The 16,347-nt window shown below is 63.6% G+C and carries 8 protein-coding genes; 6 read left to right on the top strand and 2 right to left on the bottom strand.

Translation table 11 applies throughout. The features are described from left to right. Nucleotides 1-18: 18 nt before the first annotated feature. Complete coding sequence (locus ACYVG8_RS12920; protein ID WP_460745994.1) at nt 19-4,413, bottom strand: RHS repeat domain-containing protein; 4,395 nt, start codon at nt 4,411-4,413, stop codon at nt 19-21. A 35-nt stretch (nt 4,414-4,448) separates the two neighbouring features. On the opposite strand from ACYVG8_RS12920, the gene ACYVG8_RS12915 reads away from it, so the two are divergent. The 6 genes from ACYVG8_RS12915 to ACYVG8_RS12890 all read left to right on the top strand — a co-directional run bounded on the left by ACYVG8_RS12915 (nt 4,449) and on the right by ACYVG8_RS12890 (nt 15,430). Continuing rightward, the gene (locus ACYVG8_RS12915) at nt 4,449-5,129 is read left to right on the top strand and encodes an OmpA family protein (protein WP_028499355.1); all 681 of its coding nucleotides are present in this window, start codon (nt 4,449-4,451) and stop codon (nt 5,127-5,129) included. Between the two features lie 72 nt (nt 5,130-5,201). Beyond that, nucleotides 5,202-8,522, top strand: a complete 3,321-nt coding sequence (gene recC / locus ACYVG8_RS12910; RefSeq protein ID WP_460745992.1) for an exodeoxyribonuclease V subunit gamma — start codon at nt 5,202-5,204, stop codon at nt 8,520-8,522. 8 nt (nt 8,523-8,530) lie between these two features. Further along, nucleotides 8,531-12,181, top strand: coding sequence for a UvrD-helicase domain-containing protein (locus ACYVG8_RS12905; RefSeq protein ID WP_460745991.1), 3,651 nt, complete (start codon nt 8,531-8,533; stop codon nt 12,179-12,181). After that, the gene (gene recD, locus ACYVG8_RS12900) at nt 12,178-14,001 is read left to right on the top strand and encodes an exodeoxyribonuclease V subunit alpha (RefSeq protein ID WP_460745990.1); all 1,824 of its coding nucleotides are present in this window, start codon (nt 12,178-12,180) and stop codon (nt 13,999-14,001) included. Before ACYVG8_RS12905 ends, recD begins: the two co-directional genes overlap by 4 nt. 214 nt (nt 14,002-14,215) lie before the next feature. Beyond that, nucleotides 14,216-15,187 carry a hypothetical protein gene (locus ACYVG8_RS12895; RefSeq protein WP_028499357.1) on the top strand — a complete coding sequence of 324 codons (972 nt, stop codon included), beginning with the start codon at nt 14,216-14,218 and terminating at the stop codon, nt 15,185-15,187. A gap of 27 nt (nt 15,188-15,214) precedes the next feature. Beyond that, complete coding sequence (locus ACYVG8_RS12890; protein WP_146745091.1) at nt 15,215-15,430, top strand: hypothetical protein; 216 nt, start codon at nt 15,215-15,217, stop codon at nt 15,428-15,430. Here ACYVG8_RS12890 and rbsB read toward each other — a convergent pair. After that, nucleotides 15,420-16,343 (bottom strand): ribose ABC transporter substrate-binding protein RbsB, encoded by a 924-nt coding sequence (gene rbsB, locus ACYVG8_RS12885; RefSeq protein WP_028499358.1) that lies wholly within the window; start codon nt 16,341-16,343, stop codon nt 15,420-15,422. The two genes, ACYVG8_RS12890 and rbsB, sit on opposite strands and share 11 nt — an antisense overlap. Nucleotides 16,344-16,347 lie beyond the last annotated feature (4 nt).

Below are 16,347 nucleotides of genomic sequence, written 5' to 3'. Positions count from 1 at the left end.
CCAGCCCTGCTGCCGGCATCAATGGCCTGCCGCAGCAGGCCTGGCGAGAATTGCGAATTTCAGGAGCTGGGTCTCGCAAATGCGCTGCCCGCGCGCCAGCGAAAATGTCAGACCGTAGGCGTTTTGCCCACTGAACACATAATCATAGTATTTATACGTCAACGTTTTTACGGTGTGCATGTCCGAATAACCGGACTGCACGCTGAAAAATCCCTCCGCAATCTGGTTGCCATTAATATCACACAGGCAGGGGTTGGTGCTGCAACTGCCTTTCGCATTAACATGTGTGATATAGAGGACCTGCCCCTGCACACGCAGGAAAAGCATCAGAGAGGTCTCCCCCCCGGTGCTGTCATTCTGATACTGCTCAACAAGCAGCTCATTCTCAGCATAAATTCTGGCGGTTTTCTGTGACAGCGAAAGCGCTTCGCTCCTTGTCGTGACCCACACATTCCTCATCAAGTCATCATAGTAATAGTCTGCAGTGCGCGTCTCCGGCACACGGCCACTCAATATCGACTCTACCTGTAATCTGGAAAAATTTTCACTTCCGGCATACTGGTAATGAGCAGAGACAACATCAGATCCGGCCGTATAGGTTTTCTCTGTAAAGTTTCCCTCCGGACTCGTTGCAAAGGCCACCGTTGCCACGCTGGTACCTTTTTTTGTTTTCTCAATTTTTTTCAATACACAATTATTGACAAAGCTGTATTTTTCAATAATTTCCCCGCCTTCTGTTTCACTTTTTTTCTCGCTTATATTACCCATGGAATCGATGGAGAATGACTGGGAAATGACCTTGTCTTCATACTCGTTCATATAAACAATGCTCCCTCTTCTCGCCCACTTCGAGGCCAGCCCCCGGTCATTTATTTCAAAATTTTCCCCCCACACAAAATGCTGCCTGCCAGCAAAATAATAATGTGTGTCCCTGACATGGCAATGCGCATCATATGTTACCCTTGATTTTAAAAATTCCCCATTTTTATCAGAGTAGCTGAATTTGTTGACCAGATTATTTTTCCCATAGTGCTTGAAAATGGAGAGAGCCGCAAATTTTTCATCCCACATCAGGCGCCCCCAAAGATGCTGCTGCACCAGATTGCCGGAAGCGCCATCCCACACCATATTGCACTGGCTGACAATGGCATTGTTCAATTCGAGGACGACCGATTTTATCTTTCCGTCCGGGTAATAACGGTAACGTTTCCTTACCACATAACCTGTTCCACCACCAAATTTCATTGTCACTGTCAACGACTCGATATTCCCCGACTTTGTCCTCACAAAAACCGTCTTGTAGCTTCCCATCACCAGGTCTATCCACTGCCCGGTCTCCGTAAGCAAATGCCCGTAGTCATCATAGGAAAAAGTCCTCGAATATGCTTCGGCACTGCTACTGGTCAGCAATCCGGTAGTGGCATCATGATTGAATTTTCGAGCTGAATACGCCTTGCCGCTTGCAAGGTCACATATCTGGAATTGGGAAATATCATCCATTTCTGCCACGTACTCATACTTCCACACCCGCCCCTTGTTGACAGCAGGCTCCGTATCTGCCGCAACCGTGACCTGACTCGGTCGCGTGAGTATCGCACTCCCGGTGTAATCGTAGCGCGTAGCCACGCCAGAAACTTTTGACTCTTTTACACGGCCCAGACCATCGTATGAATAGAGGCTCATCAGCGCTGCATCAATTTGTGTTGACGCTACCAGTTCGTCAGTGCTATGGGGCGCATAGGTCATTTTTACCGTACCACTTGACGTCCCTTTCTTCTCTATCTGCCGGTCAAAATCATCGTAGGAATATACCAGTGCCTCTCTGTCTGTCTCGGTGTGACGTATCAATCGTCCCAAAGCATCGTAGTCAAATGTTTCCTTTATATCTGGCAAGGTATTTGATGAAGGGCTGCGCTGCTCTTTCAGTCTGAGCCGGTTATGATTATCGTAAAACATGATTTCTGCAATATCGCCAGGATATTTGGTCACGGTAATGCTTTTTTTGTACAATGCATTTTCATGAGAATCGTAACCGTATTTTTGCGAGCTTTTATCCCAGTTGGACTGGCTGATCATCTCGTCAAATACATTCCAGACGAAGGTGTTGACCTGCTTGCTGATAATATTTCCATCAGCAGCATAATCATATTTATTCTCGACCACCAACTGGCCAAGGTCATTATATTCCTGCTCAGCCATTACCCAGAGCGTGTTTTCCCCGTCTACGGAAATGGATTCTTTGACAAGGCGACCAAGACCGTCATACAGCGAGATGGATGTCTTTTTGTCCGATGTTTTCTGGCGCGTCACTGTATTTTTGGCAGCATTGAAGACAATCGTTTCCGTTACGGGGAACCGCCCCCCTACTGCATAGTCTGTTTTTATGACTCGCCCCAGAGTGTCGTACTCATAACTGGACACCAGTTTGTTTTTATCCTGAGTCTGCACGATGTCAGCGGTCACATACAGCTGCCGTGTGAGGCTCTGCGAACCGGCACCATCGTAGCCTGCAAGGGTCTCCGTCATGGTCAGCTGTTTATTGCTGTCATCCTCGGCATAGGAAGCGGATTTCGTGGTGGACAAATAACTCACCACCCCATCGTCCCCAATGGTACCAACACTGACCACCGTCGTGCCTGGTCGCCCATTCGGTTCATAACTGTATGCGGTTTTTTGCAACACCGGTGCAGGCGTGGATTGCGACGGCTTCTCGACATGAAAATATTCTGCTGCAATCAGAATCAACTGTGTTTTATCCAGCTGGACGTAGGTGTAGTCCCAGACTTTTCTCGGGTAATTATCCTTTTCCATGCCTGGCGACAATATTTTTCTTTTTAAATAATCGGCCATGCCGGACGGACTTGCCGGGCAAAGCAAATTCCCCGCACTGTCTTTTTCTCCTGCGGCATCATAATATTCACTCCACTCTGTCATGCCTTCTATATTGGTATAGCGAATCAGGTTGGCATAGACATCATACTCATAATTCTCAACATCAGAGTGTTCAATAATTTTCCCACTGGAACCTGGGCTGGATTGTTTGTATTCCTTTTGCACTGGCAGCATGAAAGTGCTTGACTGCCCATCAATATTCGAGCCAGCAACAAGATTGTAATCGTATATTTCAAATATCGTTCTTTCCTGCAATGAATAGAATGGTTTCAGGCTGGTCATTAAATAATATTTATTATATGCAGTCTCTGTGGTTCTTGATGGGTTTTTCGCCGCCCCCACTTTTTCATAGCTGACAAACTGATAGTCATCCGGCAATAGTTCAAGATTATCAGCCTCGTTATTCCAGGCAGCCACATCCGGGTACCCCAGGTAATTTCTTTCCTTGCCGCTGCCAGATTCTTTTTGGTATCCATATGTTTTATGGACAGATTTGATGGTGCCATCTGTGTCGGTCGAGACATAACTGTCCACTGTGGATACGGCTCGCACCGTTGCCGCAAGCCCGGCGGGCGCCGGCAAATCCACATAGCTTATGGACTCTTTTTGATAGAAATCCAGCCACGATTCGCATGACGTCATTTCCAGACACAGCCCGTTATTATGATACACGTAGGAAAATTGATATAATTTTTCTCCGGACGAACTTCCATCAACAGTAATGGAAGCGAGTTCAGACAGATTATCCCCAGCAAAATTGAAAACAAAGGTGGCACGTGGCGTTGTCACCCTGTGCGTTCCGTTTTTGGCCTCGGTCGCAACCATTACGACGCCATCATCATCGGTTATGGTGAATGAACCATCAATATACGAAGCGACCCCGACCCCTTTTCCATTCGGGTACTGGATACGACTCAACCGGCCAAATGTCAGCGTTTCCACAATGCCGTTTTTGTAAGTTACCGTATACTCATTGCCATTTTTCTCAAATTTGAATATGCTGATTTTTTTGCACTTCAGTGTAACCGTCTCTGCCGTTTCACTGTCAATCCGGTACCGGCTGCCATCAGACAGGACCAGCGTCCTGATCTGTGCCCCCTGGTCATATTCGGATTCTATGCGGGTGAGATTGAAATCCCAGCCGATCCCGTAGCCGTAATCATGCACACTGAACTGGTTGAATCGCAAAACCAGCGTTATTTCCGGCCCCTGCAGTTTATTGGCTGAGAACCGGGCCATCTCTATATTCCTGAGATACATCAGCGTGCAGTTATTCACCCCATCGTCCGACCAGTCCATCAGGCTGAAAACATTGGAAAAGAAAAGCATAACGCCTCCTGCACCATCACAAAATCGTATGAGCCAGGGCCGCTGGCAGGCGCGGGCCGCCAGGCACGGAAAGGGGTGTTCGGCTTCATGTATCCATTCGTTATAAGCCTCCGGTACTCCATCGCGGCAAGCGGATGGATGAATGGCAGCTGCTGTCGGCGCATGGGCCAGCCCCGGCTGAAGTGGTACCATTTCCGGCTGTATTGACTCAGCACCAAAGGATCTTCATGTCGTTCCGTCGCCCCGCTCTCCTCGCCGCCCTGATCGCGGCCGTCACCCTCACCGGTTGCGCCACTGACGAATACGGCAATCGCCTGCCAACCAACGACACCACCATGGGCGCCATCATCGGCACCCTCGGCGGTGCCGCTGTCGGTGCCGCCATCAATCACAAGAATCGCGGCAAGGGCGCACTGATTGGTGCGGTCGGCGGCGGGCTGGCCGGTGCCGGGGTCGGCTACTACATGGACCAGCAGGCCAGGGATTTCCAGAAACAGCTCGCCTCGCAGATCCAGGCCGGGGCCATCGACGTGCAGAAGCGTGCCGACAACACCATCATGGTCACCATGACCAGCGCCACCGCCTTCGATACCAATTCGGCGGCACTGAAGCCGGGTTTCATGCCGACGCTGGACACCATCTCGCGCATCGTCAACAAGTACGGCAAGACCACGCTGGTCATCACCGGCCATACCGACTCCAGCGGCAACGACCGCATCAACGTGCCGCTGTCGCAGAACCGTGCCAGATCGGTGTATGACTACTTCCTCGGCAAGCAGGTCAACAGCCAGCGCCTCGGCTACCAGGGTGTCGGCGCCAGCCGCCCGCGCGCCAGCAATGCCACCGAATACGGCAAGCAGATGAACCGCCGGGTGGAAGTGCTGATCGAACCGGTCGTCGCCAACTGAGCTGACGGCAAGCCGGCATCCCCCGGAGCGGCCATGTAAGATGGCCGCTCCGGTCGTTTTTGCCTCCTGCCCATGCTGACGCTCTATCGTTCCAACCGCCTCGAAGTTCTCGCCCAGATCCTGATTGCCCAGTTCGGTCATGGCGACCCGCTGGCGCCCGAGGTCGTGCTGGTGCAGGGGCGCGCGGTCGAGCGCTGGCTGACCCAGCGCATCGCCAGCCAGTGCGGCATCGCCGCCCATTTCCAGTTTCTGTTTCCGGCACGGCTGGCCTGGCAACTGACCCGGCCCGAGCGGCATGCGGCCGAGCCGCTGTCGCCGTATACGCCCGAGGTGCTGAGCTGGCGGGTATTCGACCTGCTGGAGCGCGGGAACGGCGCGGCCGCCGATCCGCTGCTGGCGCATTATCTCGGCCAGGGCGATGCGGTGTTCCGCTTCGATCTGGCCGCGCGCATTGCCGATGTATTCGACCAGTACCTGCTGTACCGGCCACTGTGGGTCGCGGCCTGGGAACGCGGTGAGCGCTGCGACCTCGGCCCGCACGAGGAATGGCAGGCCACGCTGTGGGCCACGCTGGTGGCCGATGAACCGGCGCCGCACCGGGCCGAATCGCTGGGCCTGGCGCTGCAGGCGCTGGAGGCCGGCCAGTTGCCGGAGGATCTGCCGCCCCGGCTGTCGGTGTTCGCCCCGGCCAGCCTGCCGCCGATGTACCAGCGCCTGCTGCAGGCCATCGCCCGCCACCGTACCGTCGATTTCTATTTGCTCGACCCGTCGTCGCAATGGTGGGGCGACGTGCGCGACTACAGTGAGCAACTGCGCGCCGGCATCACCGAAACCGACGACGCCGACACGCTGCACCTCGATGTCGGCCACCCGCTGCTGGCCTCGCTCGGCAAGCAGTGGCGCGATTTTCTCGGCCAGATCCTGACCCTGGAACCAGCCGAATCGACCCCGGTGTTCATCAGCAACCGCCACGCCGACGAGGCACCCCGCCCGCTGCTGCTTGAATTGCAGGACGACCTGCTGCATCTGACCGACCGCAGCCGTGCCCACGACAATACCCTGGTCGTGGCCGACGACGACCGCAGCATCGAATTCCATGCAGCCTCCAGCCCGATGCGCGAGGTCGAGGCCGTCTATGACCGCCTGCTGACCCTGTTCGACGCCGATCCAACCCTGACTGCCAGCGACGTCGCGCTGCTGGCGGCCGATATCGACCGCTATGCACCATGCATCGACGCCGTGTTCGGCACCGATCGCGTCGACGAGCGGCCGCGACTGGCCTACTCGATCGCCGACCGCGCGCTGGCGCGCGAACACCCGCTGTACGCCACCGTACTCGGCCTGATTGCCCTGCCCGGCAGCCGCTTCGAGGTCGAGCGCATCACCGATCTGCTCGCCCTGCCGGCGCTGCGACGCCGTTTCGGTCTGTCCGCCGCCGACGGTGACCGCATCGCCCACTGGCTGGCGACAGCCGGCGTGCGCTGGGGCCGCGATGCCGCGCACCGCGAACGCTTCGGCCAGCCGGCGGAACAGCAGAACACCTGGGCTTTCGGGCTGACCCGGCTGCTGCTCGGCTTCGCCCTGCCGCCGGCCAGCAGCGCAGAGGCCGCGCTGTACACGCCCGACGACGTGGCCTGGCTGCCAAGCCCGGGGCCGGAAGGCGCCGACGGGGAAACCCTGGGCCGCCTGTGCGAACTGTTTGCACGACTGGCGGCATTCGACGATGCCTGCCGCGAAGACCGTCCGGCACCGCAGTGGTTCGCCCTGCTGCAAGCGCTGCTCGACGACCTGCTGCAGGCTGACGACGACGAGGCCCTGCCGTTCGAGCGCGTGCAGGCGGCAGTGGCGGCGTTGCAGGAAGAGAGCCGCGCCGCCGGCGACCGCACCGCCGTGCCGTATGCACTGGCCCGCACCCGGCTGGAAGCGCGGCTGAGCGGTACACCCGAACACAGCCGCCACCTGGCCGGCGGCATGACCGTCGGTGCGCTGGTGCAGTTGCGCGGCGTGCCGTTCCGGGTCATCGTCCTGCTCGGCCTGAACGACGGCGACTTCCCGCGTCAGCCACGCGCGCCCGGTTTCGATCTGATCGCCCGCCACCCGCGTCCTGGCGACCGTTCGCGCCGGCATGATGACCGTTCGCTGTTTGTCGAAACCCTGCTTGCCGCACGCGAACGGCTGCTGATCAGCTATATCGGCCAGAACGAGCGCGATCTGGCCGAGCTGCCGCCATCGCCGGTCGTCGCCGAGCTGATGGATGTCATCGAACGCGGCTACCGGCTGGCGTCCGGCGCACCGCTGCTGCCGGCGCTGTGTGTGCGCCATGCGCTGCAGCCGTTCAGCCCGCGCTATTTTGGCGCCGCCCCGCCACTGCCACCCGGCCATCTGGCCATCCACGCCGAGCTGGCCACCCTGCTGCATGCAGGGCAGGCCGGCCGCCCGGCCGCCGGGCTGTTCGCCAACGGCATCGTGCTGCCGGCGGTCGAAATCCCGGCCCTGCTCGAACTCGACACACTGGTCCGCTTCTGGCGCCACCCGGCCCGCTGGCTGCTGCGCCAGCGTCTCGGCCTGTGGCTGGACCACGACAGCAGCCCGCTGGACGGTCGCGATCCGTTCGCCCTGGACTTCAATGACCGCCAGCAGCTGACCCGCACCCTGTTCGCCGCCATTGCCGATGGCGATGACGGCCACCAGTTGCTCGATCGCGCCCGCGCCGGCGGGCTGCTGCCGCATGGCGAGTACGGCAGCGCGCTGCTGCGCCAGGAACAGCGCGTGGTCGATGTGCTGGAAAGCCGGGCCCGGGAAGTCGCCGGTGGCGACACCGCGCCGTTCGACGTCGATCTGCCGCTGCCTGCCGGCACCGGCCAGACCCTGCGCCTGAGCGGCCGGCTGAGCGATGTCGAACGGCACCCGGACGGCCGCCCCAACCGCACCGTGCTGCGCCCGGGCGGGCTGTTCCCGTCCGACCTGATTGTCTTGTGGATCGAGCATCTGGCGCTGTGCGCCGGCTGGCCGGACACACTGCCGGCACCGGTCACCGGCGTGCTGGCCCGGGGCAAGGACGCGGTCGATGCGCGCCGGTTGCGGCCGCTGGCTGCCGCCGATGCCCGGGCCCGGCTGGGCGAACTGGTCGACGGCTTTCTGCAGGGCCAGCAGTCCGCCCTGCCGTTCTTTCCGCGCACCGCGCTGGCCTGGGGCGAAGCCGTCCGGGGCGACAAGCCCGGCGCGGCAGTCGCGCAGAAGAGCTGGAACAGCGATGGCGACCGGCGCGGCGACGGCGACAACCCGTATGCCCGCGCGGCCTTCGGCGAGCGCGACACGCCACCCGACGGCTTCGAACACTGGGCCGGGCGCATCGTGCTGCCTTTGCTGGACCATCTGGAATCATGGAAATAGGCCCCGACATGTCCGAAGCCCTCGACCTGTTCGCCCTGCAGCCGCAGGGCGTGCAACTGATCGAAGCCAGCGCCGGCACCGGCAAGACCTGGACCCTCAGTTCGCTGGCGGTACGGCTGGTGGCCGAGCACGGCCATGCGGTCAGTGAGCTGCTGATCGTCACCTACACCAAGGCGGCAACGGCCGAGCTGCGCGACCGCATCCGCCAGCGCATGGTCGATGCGCACGCGGTGCTCGGCGGCGAGCGCGAACCCGGCAGCGATGCCTTCCTGTCACGGCTGCCAGCCGCACTGGACACGGCCGGCGTCAGCCGCGAGCGTGCGCTGCGGCGGCTGACCTACGCCATCCGCACCATGGACGAGGCGGCGGTCTACACCATTCACAGCTTCTGCCAGCGCGTGCTGACCGATCGCGCGTTCGAGTGCGCGATGCCGTTCGACGCCGAGCTGGTGCCGGACGAGAATGCGCTGATCGCCGAGCTGGTCGACGATGCGTGGCGGACCACCGTGGTCGACCGCCATCCGCTGATCGCCCGCTACCTGGCTGAACAGGGCGAAAACGCCGATGTCTGGCGGCGGCTGATTGCCCCGGCCGTCGCCCGCCCGGACATGGAGATCCTGCCAGCCGACGGCGAAACCCGGGCACCGGCCAATCGCCAGGCACTGGCCGCGCTGGAAGCCGACTTTGACGCCGCCTGGCAGCTGTGGCATGCCGACGGCACCCGCGACAGCGTGCGCTCGCTGCTGCTCGGCGGCGCGCTGAAAGCCAATATCTACCGCGCCGACTATGTTGAAGCGCGCCTGCTTGCCGTCGACCAGCTGTTCGCCAGCCGCATCGCCCCGACCCGCTCGCCCGGCGACAAACTCGGCTATTTCACGCCGGCGGTGCTGGCGGCCAGCGTCAAGGCCGGCGCTGATGTACCTGCCCATCCATTCTTTGCCGCGGTCGAACGCCTGCTCGGCCACTGGAACTGGCTCGACGACGCACGCACCGGCCTGCTGGCCGCTGCCGCGCGCGAATGCCGCGACCGGCTGCCGGCGCTGAAGGCCGAGCGCCGGCTGCTGTCTTACGATGACCTGCTCGGCAAGCTCGATGCGGCGCTGGCCGATCCGGCCCATGGCGATACGCTGGCGGCACGGCTGGCCGAGCGCTATCCGCTGGCGCTGATCGACGAATTTCAGGACACCGACCCCACCCAGTTCCGCATTTTCCACGCCATCTACGGCCAGCGCGGCGCAGCGTTCTACGTCGGTGACCCGAAGCAGGCGATCTACGGCTTTCGCGGCGCCGACATCCACGCCTATCTGCAGGCGCGCGATACCGCCCGGGCCCGCCATCACCTGGATACCAACTGGCGCTCGGACCGTGCGCTGATCGAAGCCGTCAATGCGCTGTTTGCGCGCACCGGCAACCCGTTCGGTTTTCGCGGCATCCCGTTCGAGCCGGTCCACGCCCGCCCGGGGGCGGATGACGGCATGGCCGGCGATGGCCATGCGGCAATGACGGTCTGGTCGCTGCCGGACGATGCCGCGCTGAACAAGGGTGACGCCACCGCACTGGCGGTGGCCGCCGTCGCCAACGAGATAGCACGCCAGGTCGCCGCCGGTCTCGACGGCCGGTTGACGGTCGGACCGCGGCCACTGCAGGCCGGCGACATCGCCGTGCTGGTCGATACCCACTGGCAGGGCGCCCAGGTCGCCGCCGCCCTGGCCGTGCGCGGCGTGCCCAGCGTGCTGCAGACGCGCGACAGCGTACTGGCCAGCGCCGAGGCCGGTGAACTGCAGCTGCTGCTGGAGGCCGTGGCCGACCCGGCCAATGCCGGCAAGGTGCGTCGCGCCGCCGCGCTGACCGGCTCGGCGCTGGATGCCGGCGGCCTGTACCGCCTGCACGAGGATGGCGAGGCGCTCGATGCCGAACTGGCCCGCTACGCCGACTGGCGCACGCGCTGGCAGGAACAGGGGTTCATGTCGATGTTCCGCGACTGGCTGTTCGCTACCGGCCACGCCGCGCGTCTGGTCGCACTCGGCAATGGCGAACGCCGGCTGACCAACTGGCTGCACCTTGGCGAACTGATTGCCGGCGAAAGCGAACGCCTGCACGGACTGAATGCCGTCATCGACTGGCTGGCGCGCGAACGCGATGCGGCCCGGGGCGGCGAATCAACCCTGCTGCGGCTGGAAAGCGATGCCCAGCGCGTGCGCATCGTCACCGTGCACGCGTCCAAGGGACTGGAATACCCGGTCGTGTTCCTGCCGTTCGCCTGGAATGGCGCGCTGTGGCATGCCCATGCCCGCTCGACCGTGCGCGTCGGCACCCTGTACGACTACGGCAGCGATGCGCTGGCGGAACGGCAGGCGCTGGCCTCGGTCACACTGTTCGCCGAAAAATTGCGCCTGCTGTACGTCGCCCTGACCCGGGCCCGCCATCGCTGTCATCTGGTCTGGGGCAAGGCCGGCAAGCAACCGTCGCTGCTCGACAAGCACGGTACGGCGAAAAACAGCGCCCCGGAAGCCTTCGCGCCGGCCCTGGCCTGGCTGCTGCATCCGCCACCGGCCGGCAGCGATCAGGCCGATCTCGATTTTCCGCGCCTGCTGGACTGGTACGAGACGGTCTGGCGCCCGCTGGAAACCGCCGACCTGGATCAGGCCATCGCCAGCTGGCCTGGCGTCGGCCAGCAGCACATTGATGCCGCACCAGCCCCGGTCGTCGTCGCCCCGCGCACCCGCGACACGACCGTCCCGCTGGCCGCACAGCCGTTCCTGCGCGACCGGGTACGCCCCTCGTGGCGGCGCGCCAGCTTTACCTCTCTGGCACATGCCGGCGAACCGGTCGACGTGGCACCGGAACGCGACCGCAGTGAAGTGGCACCCGCCCCGGCCGACGCGCCGGCTGCGCCCGATCCGCTGTCGCCGGCCGCCTTTCCGCGCGGCGCGCGTGCCGGTGACCTGCTGCATGCGCTGTTCGAGCGCATCGAGTTCAGCGCGCCGGCCAGCGCACACCATGACATCATCGCCACCGAACTGCGCCGCAGCGGACTGTTCAGCGACGACGAGCTGGCGCAGTGGCAGGTGCCGCTGGCCAACTGGCTGGCGCAGATTCTGGCCACGCCGCTGCTGGCCGACGGCCTGACGCTGTCGGCGCTGCCACGCCACAGGCGGCTGGTGGAAATGGGCTTCACTTTCTCCAGCCGCACCTTTGCCGCCCGGGCACTGGCCCGCACCCTGGCCGACCCGGTCCATCAGGTCGACCCGGCCTTCATTGCGGCGGCAGCCCAGCTGGACTTCGGCGTCGTGGACGGTTTCATTACCGGCTTTATCGACCTGGTCTTCGAACATGACGGCCGCTACTGGCTGGCCGACTACAAATCGAACCACCTCGGCCACCAGCCTGCCGACTACGACCACGCCACACTGACCGCGGCCATGACCGGCTCGCACTACTACCTGCAGGCGCTGCTGTACACGCTGGCACTGCATCGCCATCTGCGCGTGCGGCTGGCCGACTATGACTATGACCGCCATATCGGCGGGGTGCTGTACCTGTTCCTGCGTGGCATCGACGGCAGCGGCGAGCACGGCGTCCATCGCTGGCGACCGGCCCGTTCACTGATCGAGGCGCTGGACCGGCTGGCCACCCCGCGAGAGGAGACGCCGGCATGATGACCCCCGACCTGTTCGACGACCTGCCCGACCTGCCGCCCCCGGCAGAACCGGTCGCGCCCCCGCCAGCGATCGCGCCGACCGCCATGCCGCGCCTGCCCGGCCACCTGGCCGCCGCACTCGGCGCGCTGGCGCCACAGCGCGACAGCTGGGTCGAACAACTGCTGGCCGATTGTGTGCGTGCGCTGTACGACGGCGACGTCTGCCTGCATCCCGGTAGCCGTGCCGACCGGCCGGCCGATGCCGAGAGCCGGCTGCGCGCCAGCGCACTGGTCGGGGCACCGGGCGAAGTCGCACCGCTGATCCTCGATCATGGCTGGTTGTACCTGGCCCGCTATCAGCAATTCGAGCAGCGGCTGGCCGAACAGTTGCTGGCCCGCGCCCGGCCGCCGGCCGGCTTCGACCCGCAGCGTGCCCGGGCCGCCATCGACCACGTATTCGGCCCGCCGCCGGCTGCGCACGATGGGCAGCGGCTGGCGGCGGCCAGCGCGCTGGCATCGTCGTTCGCGATCATTTCCGGCGGCCCCGGCACCGGCAAGACCACCACCGTCACCCGGCTGATGGCGGCCCTGGTCGAACTGGGCGGTCAGCCGCCGCTGCGCCTGCGCCTGGCAGCGCCGACCGGCAAGGCCGCCGCGCGGATGAGCGAGTCGATTCGCCAGCAGAAGGCGCGCCTGCCCCTGCCGCCGGCCCTGCTCGCACAACTGCCGGACAGCGCCCAGACCCTGCACCGCCTGCTCGGCGTGCAGCCGAATGGCGGCGGTTTCCGCCACCATGCCGGCCGGCCGCTGGATCTCGACGTGCTGGTGATCGACGAGGCGTCGATGGTCGACCTGGCGCTGCTGGCACGGGTAGTCGATGCGCTGCCGCCAGACGCGCGGCTGATCCTGCTTGGCGACAAGGACCAGCTCGATGCGGTCGAGGCCGGCAGCGTGTTCCCGGCGCTGTGCGCCGGCCGTGGCCTGGAGGCCGACACCCGGGCCATGCTGGCGACGGTCACCGGCCAGACACCGCCGGACGGCCCGCTGCCGGCGTCGCGTCTGGGTCAGGTGGTCGCCGTGCTGACCCACAGCCATCGTTTCGGCGCCGACAGCGCCATCGGCCAGCTGGCGCGCGACATCCATACCGGCAACGGCGAAGCGGTCGCCGGCCGCCTTGCCGCGGCACCGGCGCCCGGTGGCGACGACGCGCTGAGCGCCGGCAATGGCACACCGGCCGCGCTGGAGCGGATCGCCGCCGACGGCTACCGCGCTTATCTGGCCTGCGTGCACCACGGCGACGAGCCGGCCGCGGTACTCGCCGCCTTCGACCGTTTCCGCGTGCTCAGCGCTCACCGCGACGGGCCGGACGGCGTGACCCAGCTGAATGCCCGCATCGAACGCGCACTGCATCTGCCGGCCGACCGGCCACAGTACCCCGGCCGGCCAGTCATCGTGCGCGAGAACGACTATGCCCTCGGGCTGTTCAACGGCGATATCGGCATCCTGCTCGACACCCCGGCCGGCCTGCGCGCCCACTTTGCCGAGGCCGACGGCGGCGTGCGTCACCTGTCTCCGGCCCGCCTGCCGGCGCACGACACCGCCTTCGCGATGACAGTGCACAAGTCACAGGGCTCGGAATTCGACCGTGTGCTGTGCGTGCTGCCACCGGCCGACTCGCCGCTGGCGACCCGCGCGCTGTTCTATACCGCCGTCACCCGCGCCCGCCACGCCGTCTGCGTCTGGGGCGACCCGGCCGCCGCGCGGGCCGCGGTCATGCAGGTACCGACGCGACAGTCCGGGCTGGCGCGCCGCCTGCAGGTCACGCCCGGGCCGGCATGAACCGCCTCCCCCGGCAGGGGGGTCGCGCCGGATAACAGACCGGCTGTCATCCGGCGCTTTTTTCACCTTTACCCTGAAACAGGTACTGCTAGTCTTGGCTCATGATCTATGCCAATGTCGTAACAGGCGGTCATGAAAACCTGTCCGTCACAGCGCAATCCCCTGCCCGTCTTGTCAGGAAATACCACGCGCCCCTTTGACCGGAGGTTCCTCCATGCGTCCGTCCTGTCCCGCGACCCGCAGTGCAGTGATCGTCTCGGCAGTCATTCTGATCACCGCCTGCAGTACGCCATCCCTCACCCAAGTCCGGCAGTTCGGCACGGAAAGCGCCACGCTGTCGGCCAGTGCGAAACATGCCTTCACCTATCTCGACCAGCTCGAAATCCAGCGCAAGCTGTATACGCTGGCGTCCGATCCGAAAGACGGGCCGACCGACAGTACCTTCACCGGTTTCTTTGAAACGCTTCCCGACCGGCAGACCGGGCAGAAAGACCCGCGCAAGCAGGCGCTGGCCCTCCGCCTCGATTTGCTGGCCGGACTGGCCAGCTATGCCAGTGCACTGCAATCGCTGGCTGCCGCGAATTACGCTGCGGACATCGATAGCGCATCCGGAGAACTCAATGGCGCCCTGGTCTCGCTGGGCAAGACCTATCAGGCCGCCACCGGCAACGATATCGGCCTGACGGCGGCGGATTTCGGCCTGATTGCCACCGCGGTCAATGCCGCAGGCAAGGGTTATGCGATGGCCCGGCAGCGCGACGCCATTCGCGCGGTCGTGCGGGCCGCCGACCCGGCCGTCCAGAAAGCGGCCGCCCTGATCGCCACCGATCTGGGGCCGGACTCGGGACTGGCCCAGTATGCGCAGAATGCCGCCGGCCTCTCGCGCGGTGCGCTGCAGATCGCCTACAACCGCGACCGGACCCGCCCCGATTCCACCTTCGACAACCGGCTGGCACGGCTGGAGCAGATCCGGACCCTGTATCGCGCGCAACAGGGCGCCGGGGCCCTGTTCGCCGATGTCAGCAAGGGCACCCGGGCCATGGCGAAGGCCCACGCCGAACTGGTCAGGGCGGTGGACAGCAAGGCCATGAGTTCGGCCGGGCTGGCACAGACGCTGGCCGAACTGCAGGCCTATGTCAAATCGGTTCAGGCGTTTCAGGACAGCGTCGCCCTGGCGGGGAAATAGCGACGCATTCAACGGAGGAAATACAGCATGGCCGACACCACCAACCTGCGCACCGGCATTCGCCAAAGCCGTCGACAAGGTGATCAAGTTCGCCGTGAAACTGCTGGTGCGAAGCGGCGGCATCAGGCTCCCCACCGGCGAAGAACGGACGAAGCGGGGTTTCCCCGGATGCTGGTGTGCACCGACGCCGCTGCGGCCGTCGGTGCACACCTTCATGAGCAGTCCGTAGGCGTTACTGCTTGATCAGTTCCAGCGGTACCGGGATCGCCTTGTCGACCGCCTGACCGTCGATGATCTGCTTGGCGGTCTGCACGGCCGTCTTGCCGATCAGTTCCGGCTTCTGGGCCACGGTTGCGCTCATCTTGCCGGCCTTGACCGCCTTGACCGCGTCATCGGTCGCATCGAAGCCGACCACGACCACATCCTTCAGGCCGGCGGCTTCGAGCGCCTGCACTGCGCCGAGCGCCATTTCGTCGTTATGGGCGAACACCGCCTTCACGTCCTTGTGGCCCTGCAGGATGTTTTCCATCACCGACAGCCCCTTGGCACGATCGAAGTCGGCCGGCTGACGGGCAACGACCTTGACCCCGCCGGCTGCGTCGATCACCGAATGGAAGCCCTGCCCGCGTTCGCGTGCGGCGCTGGCGCCCGGAATGCCTTCCAGCTCGACCACCGCGCCATTGCCGCCGATTTTTTCCAGCACGTACTCGCCGGCCATCTTGCCACCGGCGACATTGTCGCTGGCCACATGGCTGGCGACGGTGCCGCCATCGACCGAGCGGTCGAGGGTGATGACCGGAATGCCGGCCGCATTGGCTTCCTTCACCGCGCTGGCCACGGCGGCCGAGTCGGTCGGGTTGACCAGGATGACCTTGACCTTCTTCTGGATCAGGTCTTCGATGCTGGAGATCTGTCTGGCCGGGTCGTCCTGGGCATCGACGGTAATCAGGGTCATGCCCAGCGCCCGGGCTTCAGCCTCGGCGCCGCTCTTCAGCGAGACGAAGAACGGATTGGACTGGGTCGATACCGCCAGGCCGATGGTCGGGCCGGTACTGGCCGGCGCCGCCGGCTGTTCGGCCTCCGGGCCCTGCTGCGAGCAGGCCGCCACGACCACGGCGAACGCGCCGGCCAGCAGGGATTGCATCAGTTTGCTCATGATG

The sequence above is a fragment of the Microvirgula curvata genome (assembly GCF_054781615.1).
The sequence above is the reverse complement of the archived record's forward strand: the minus strand, read 5'-3'. Positions and strand labels throughout refer to the sequence as shown.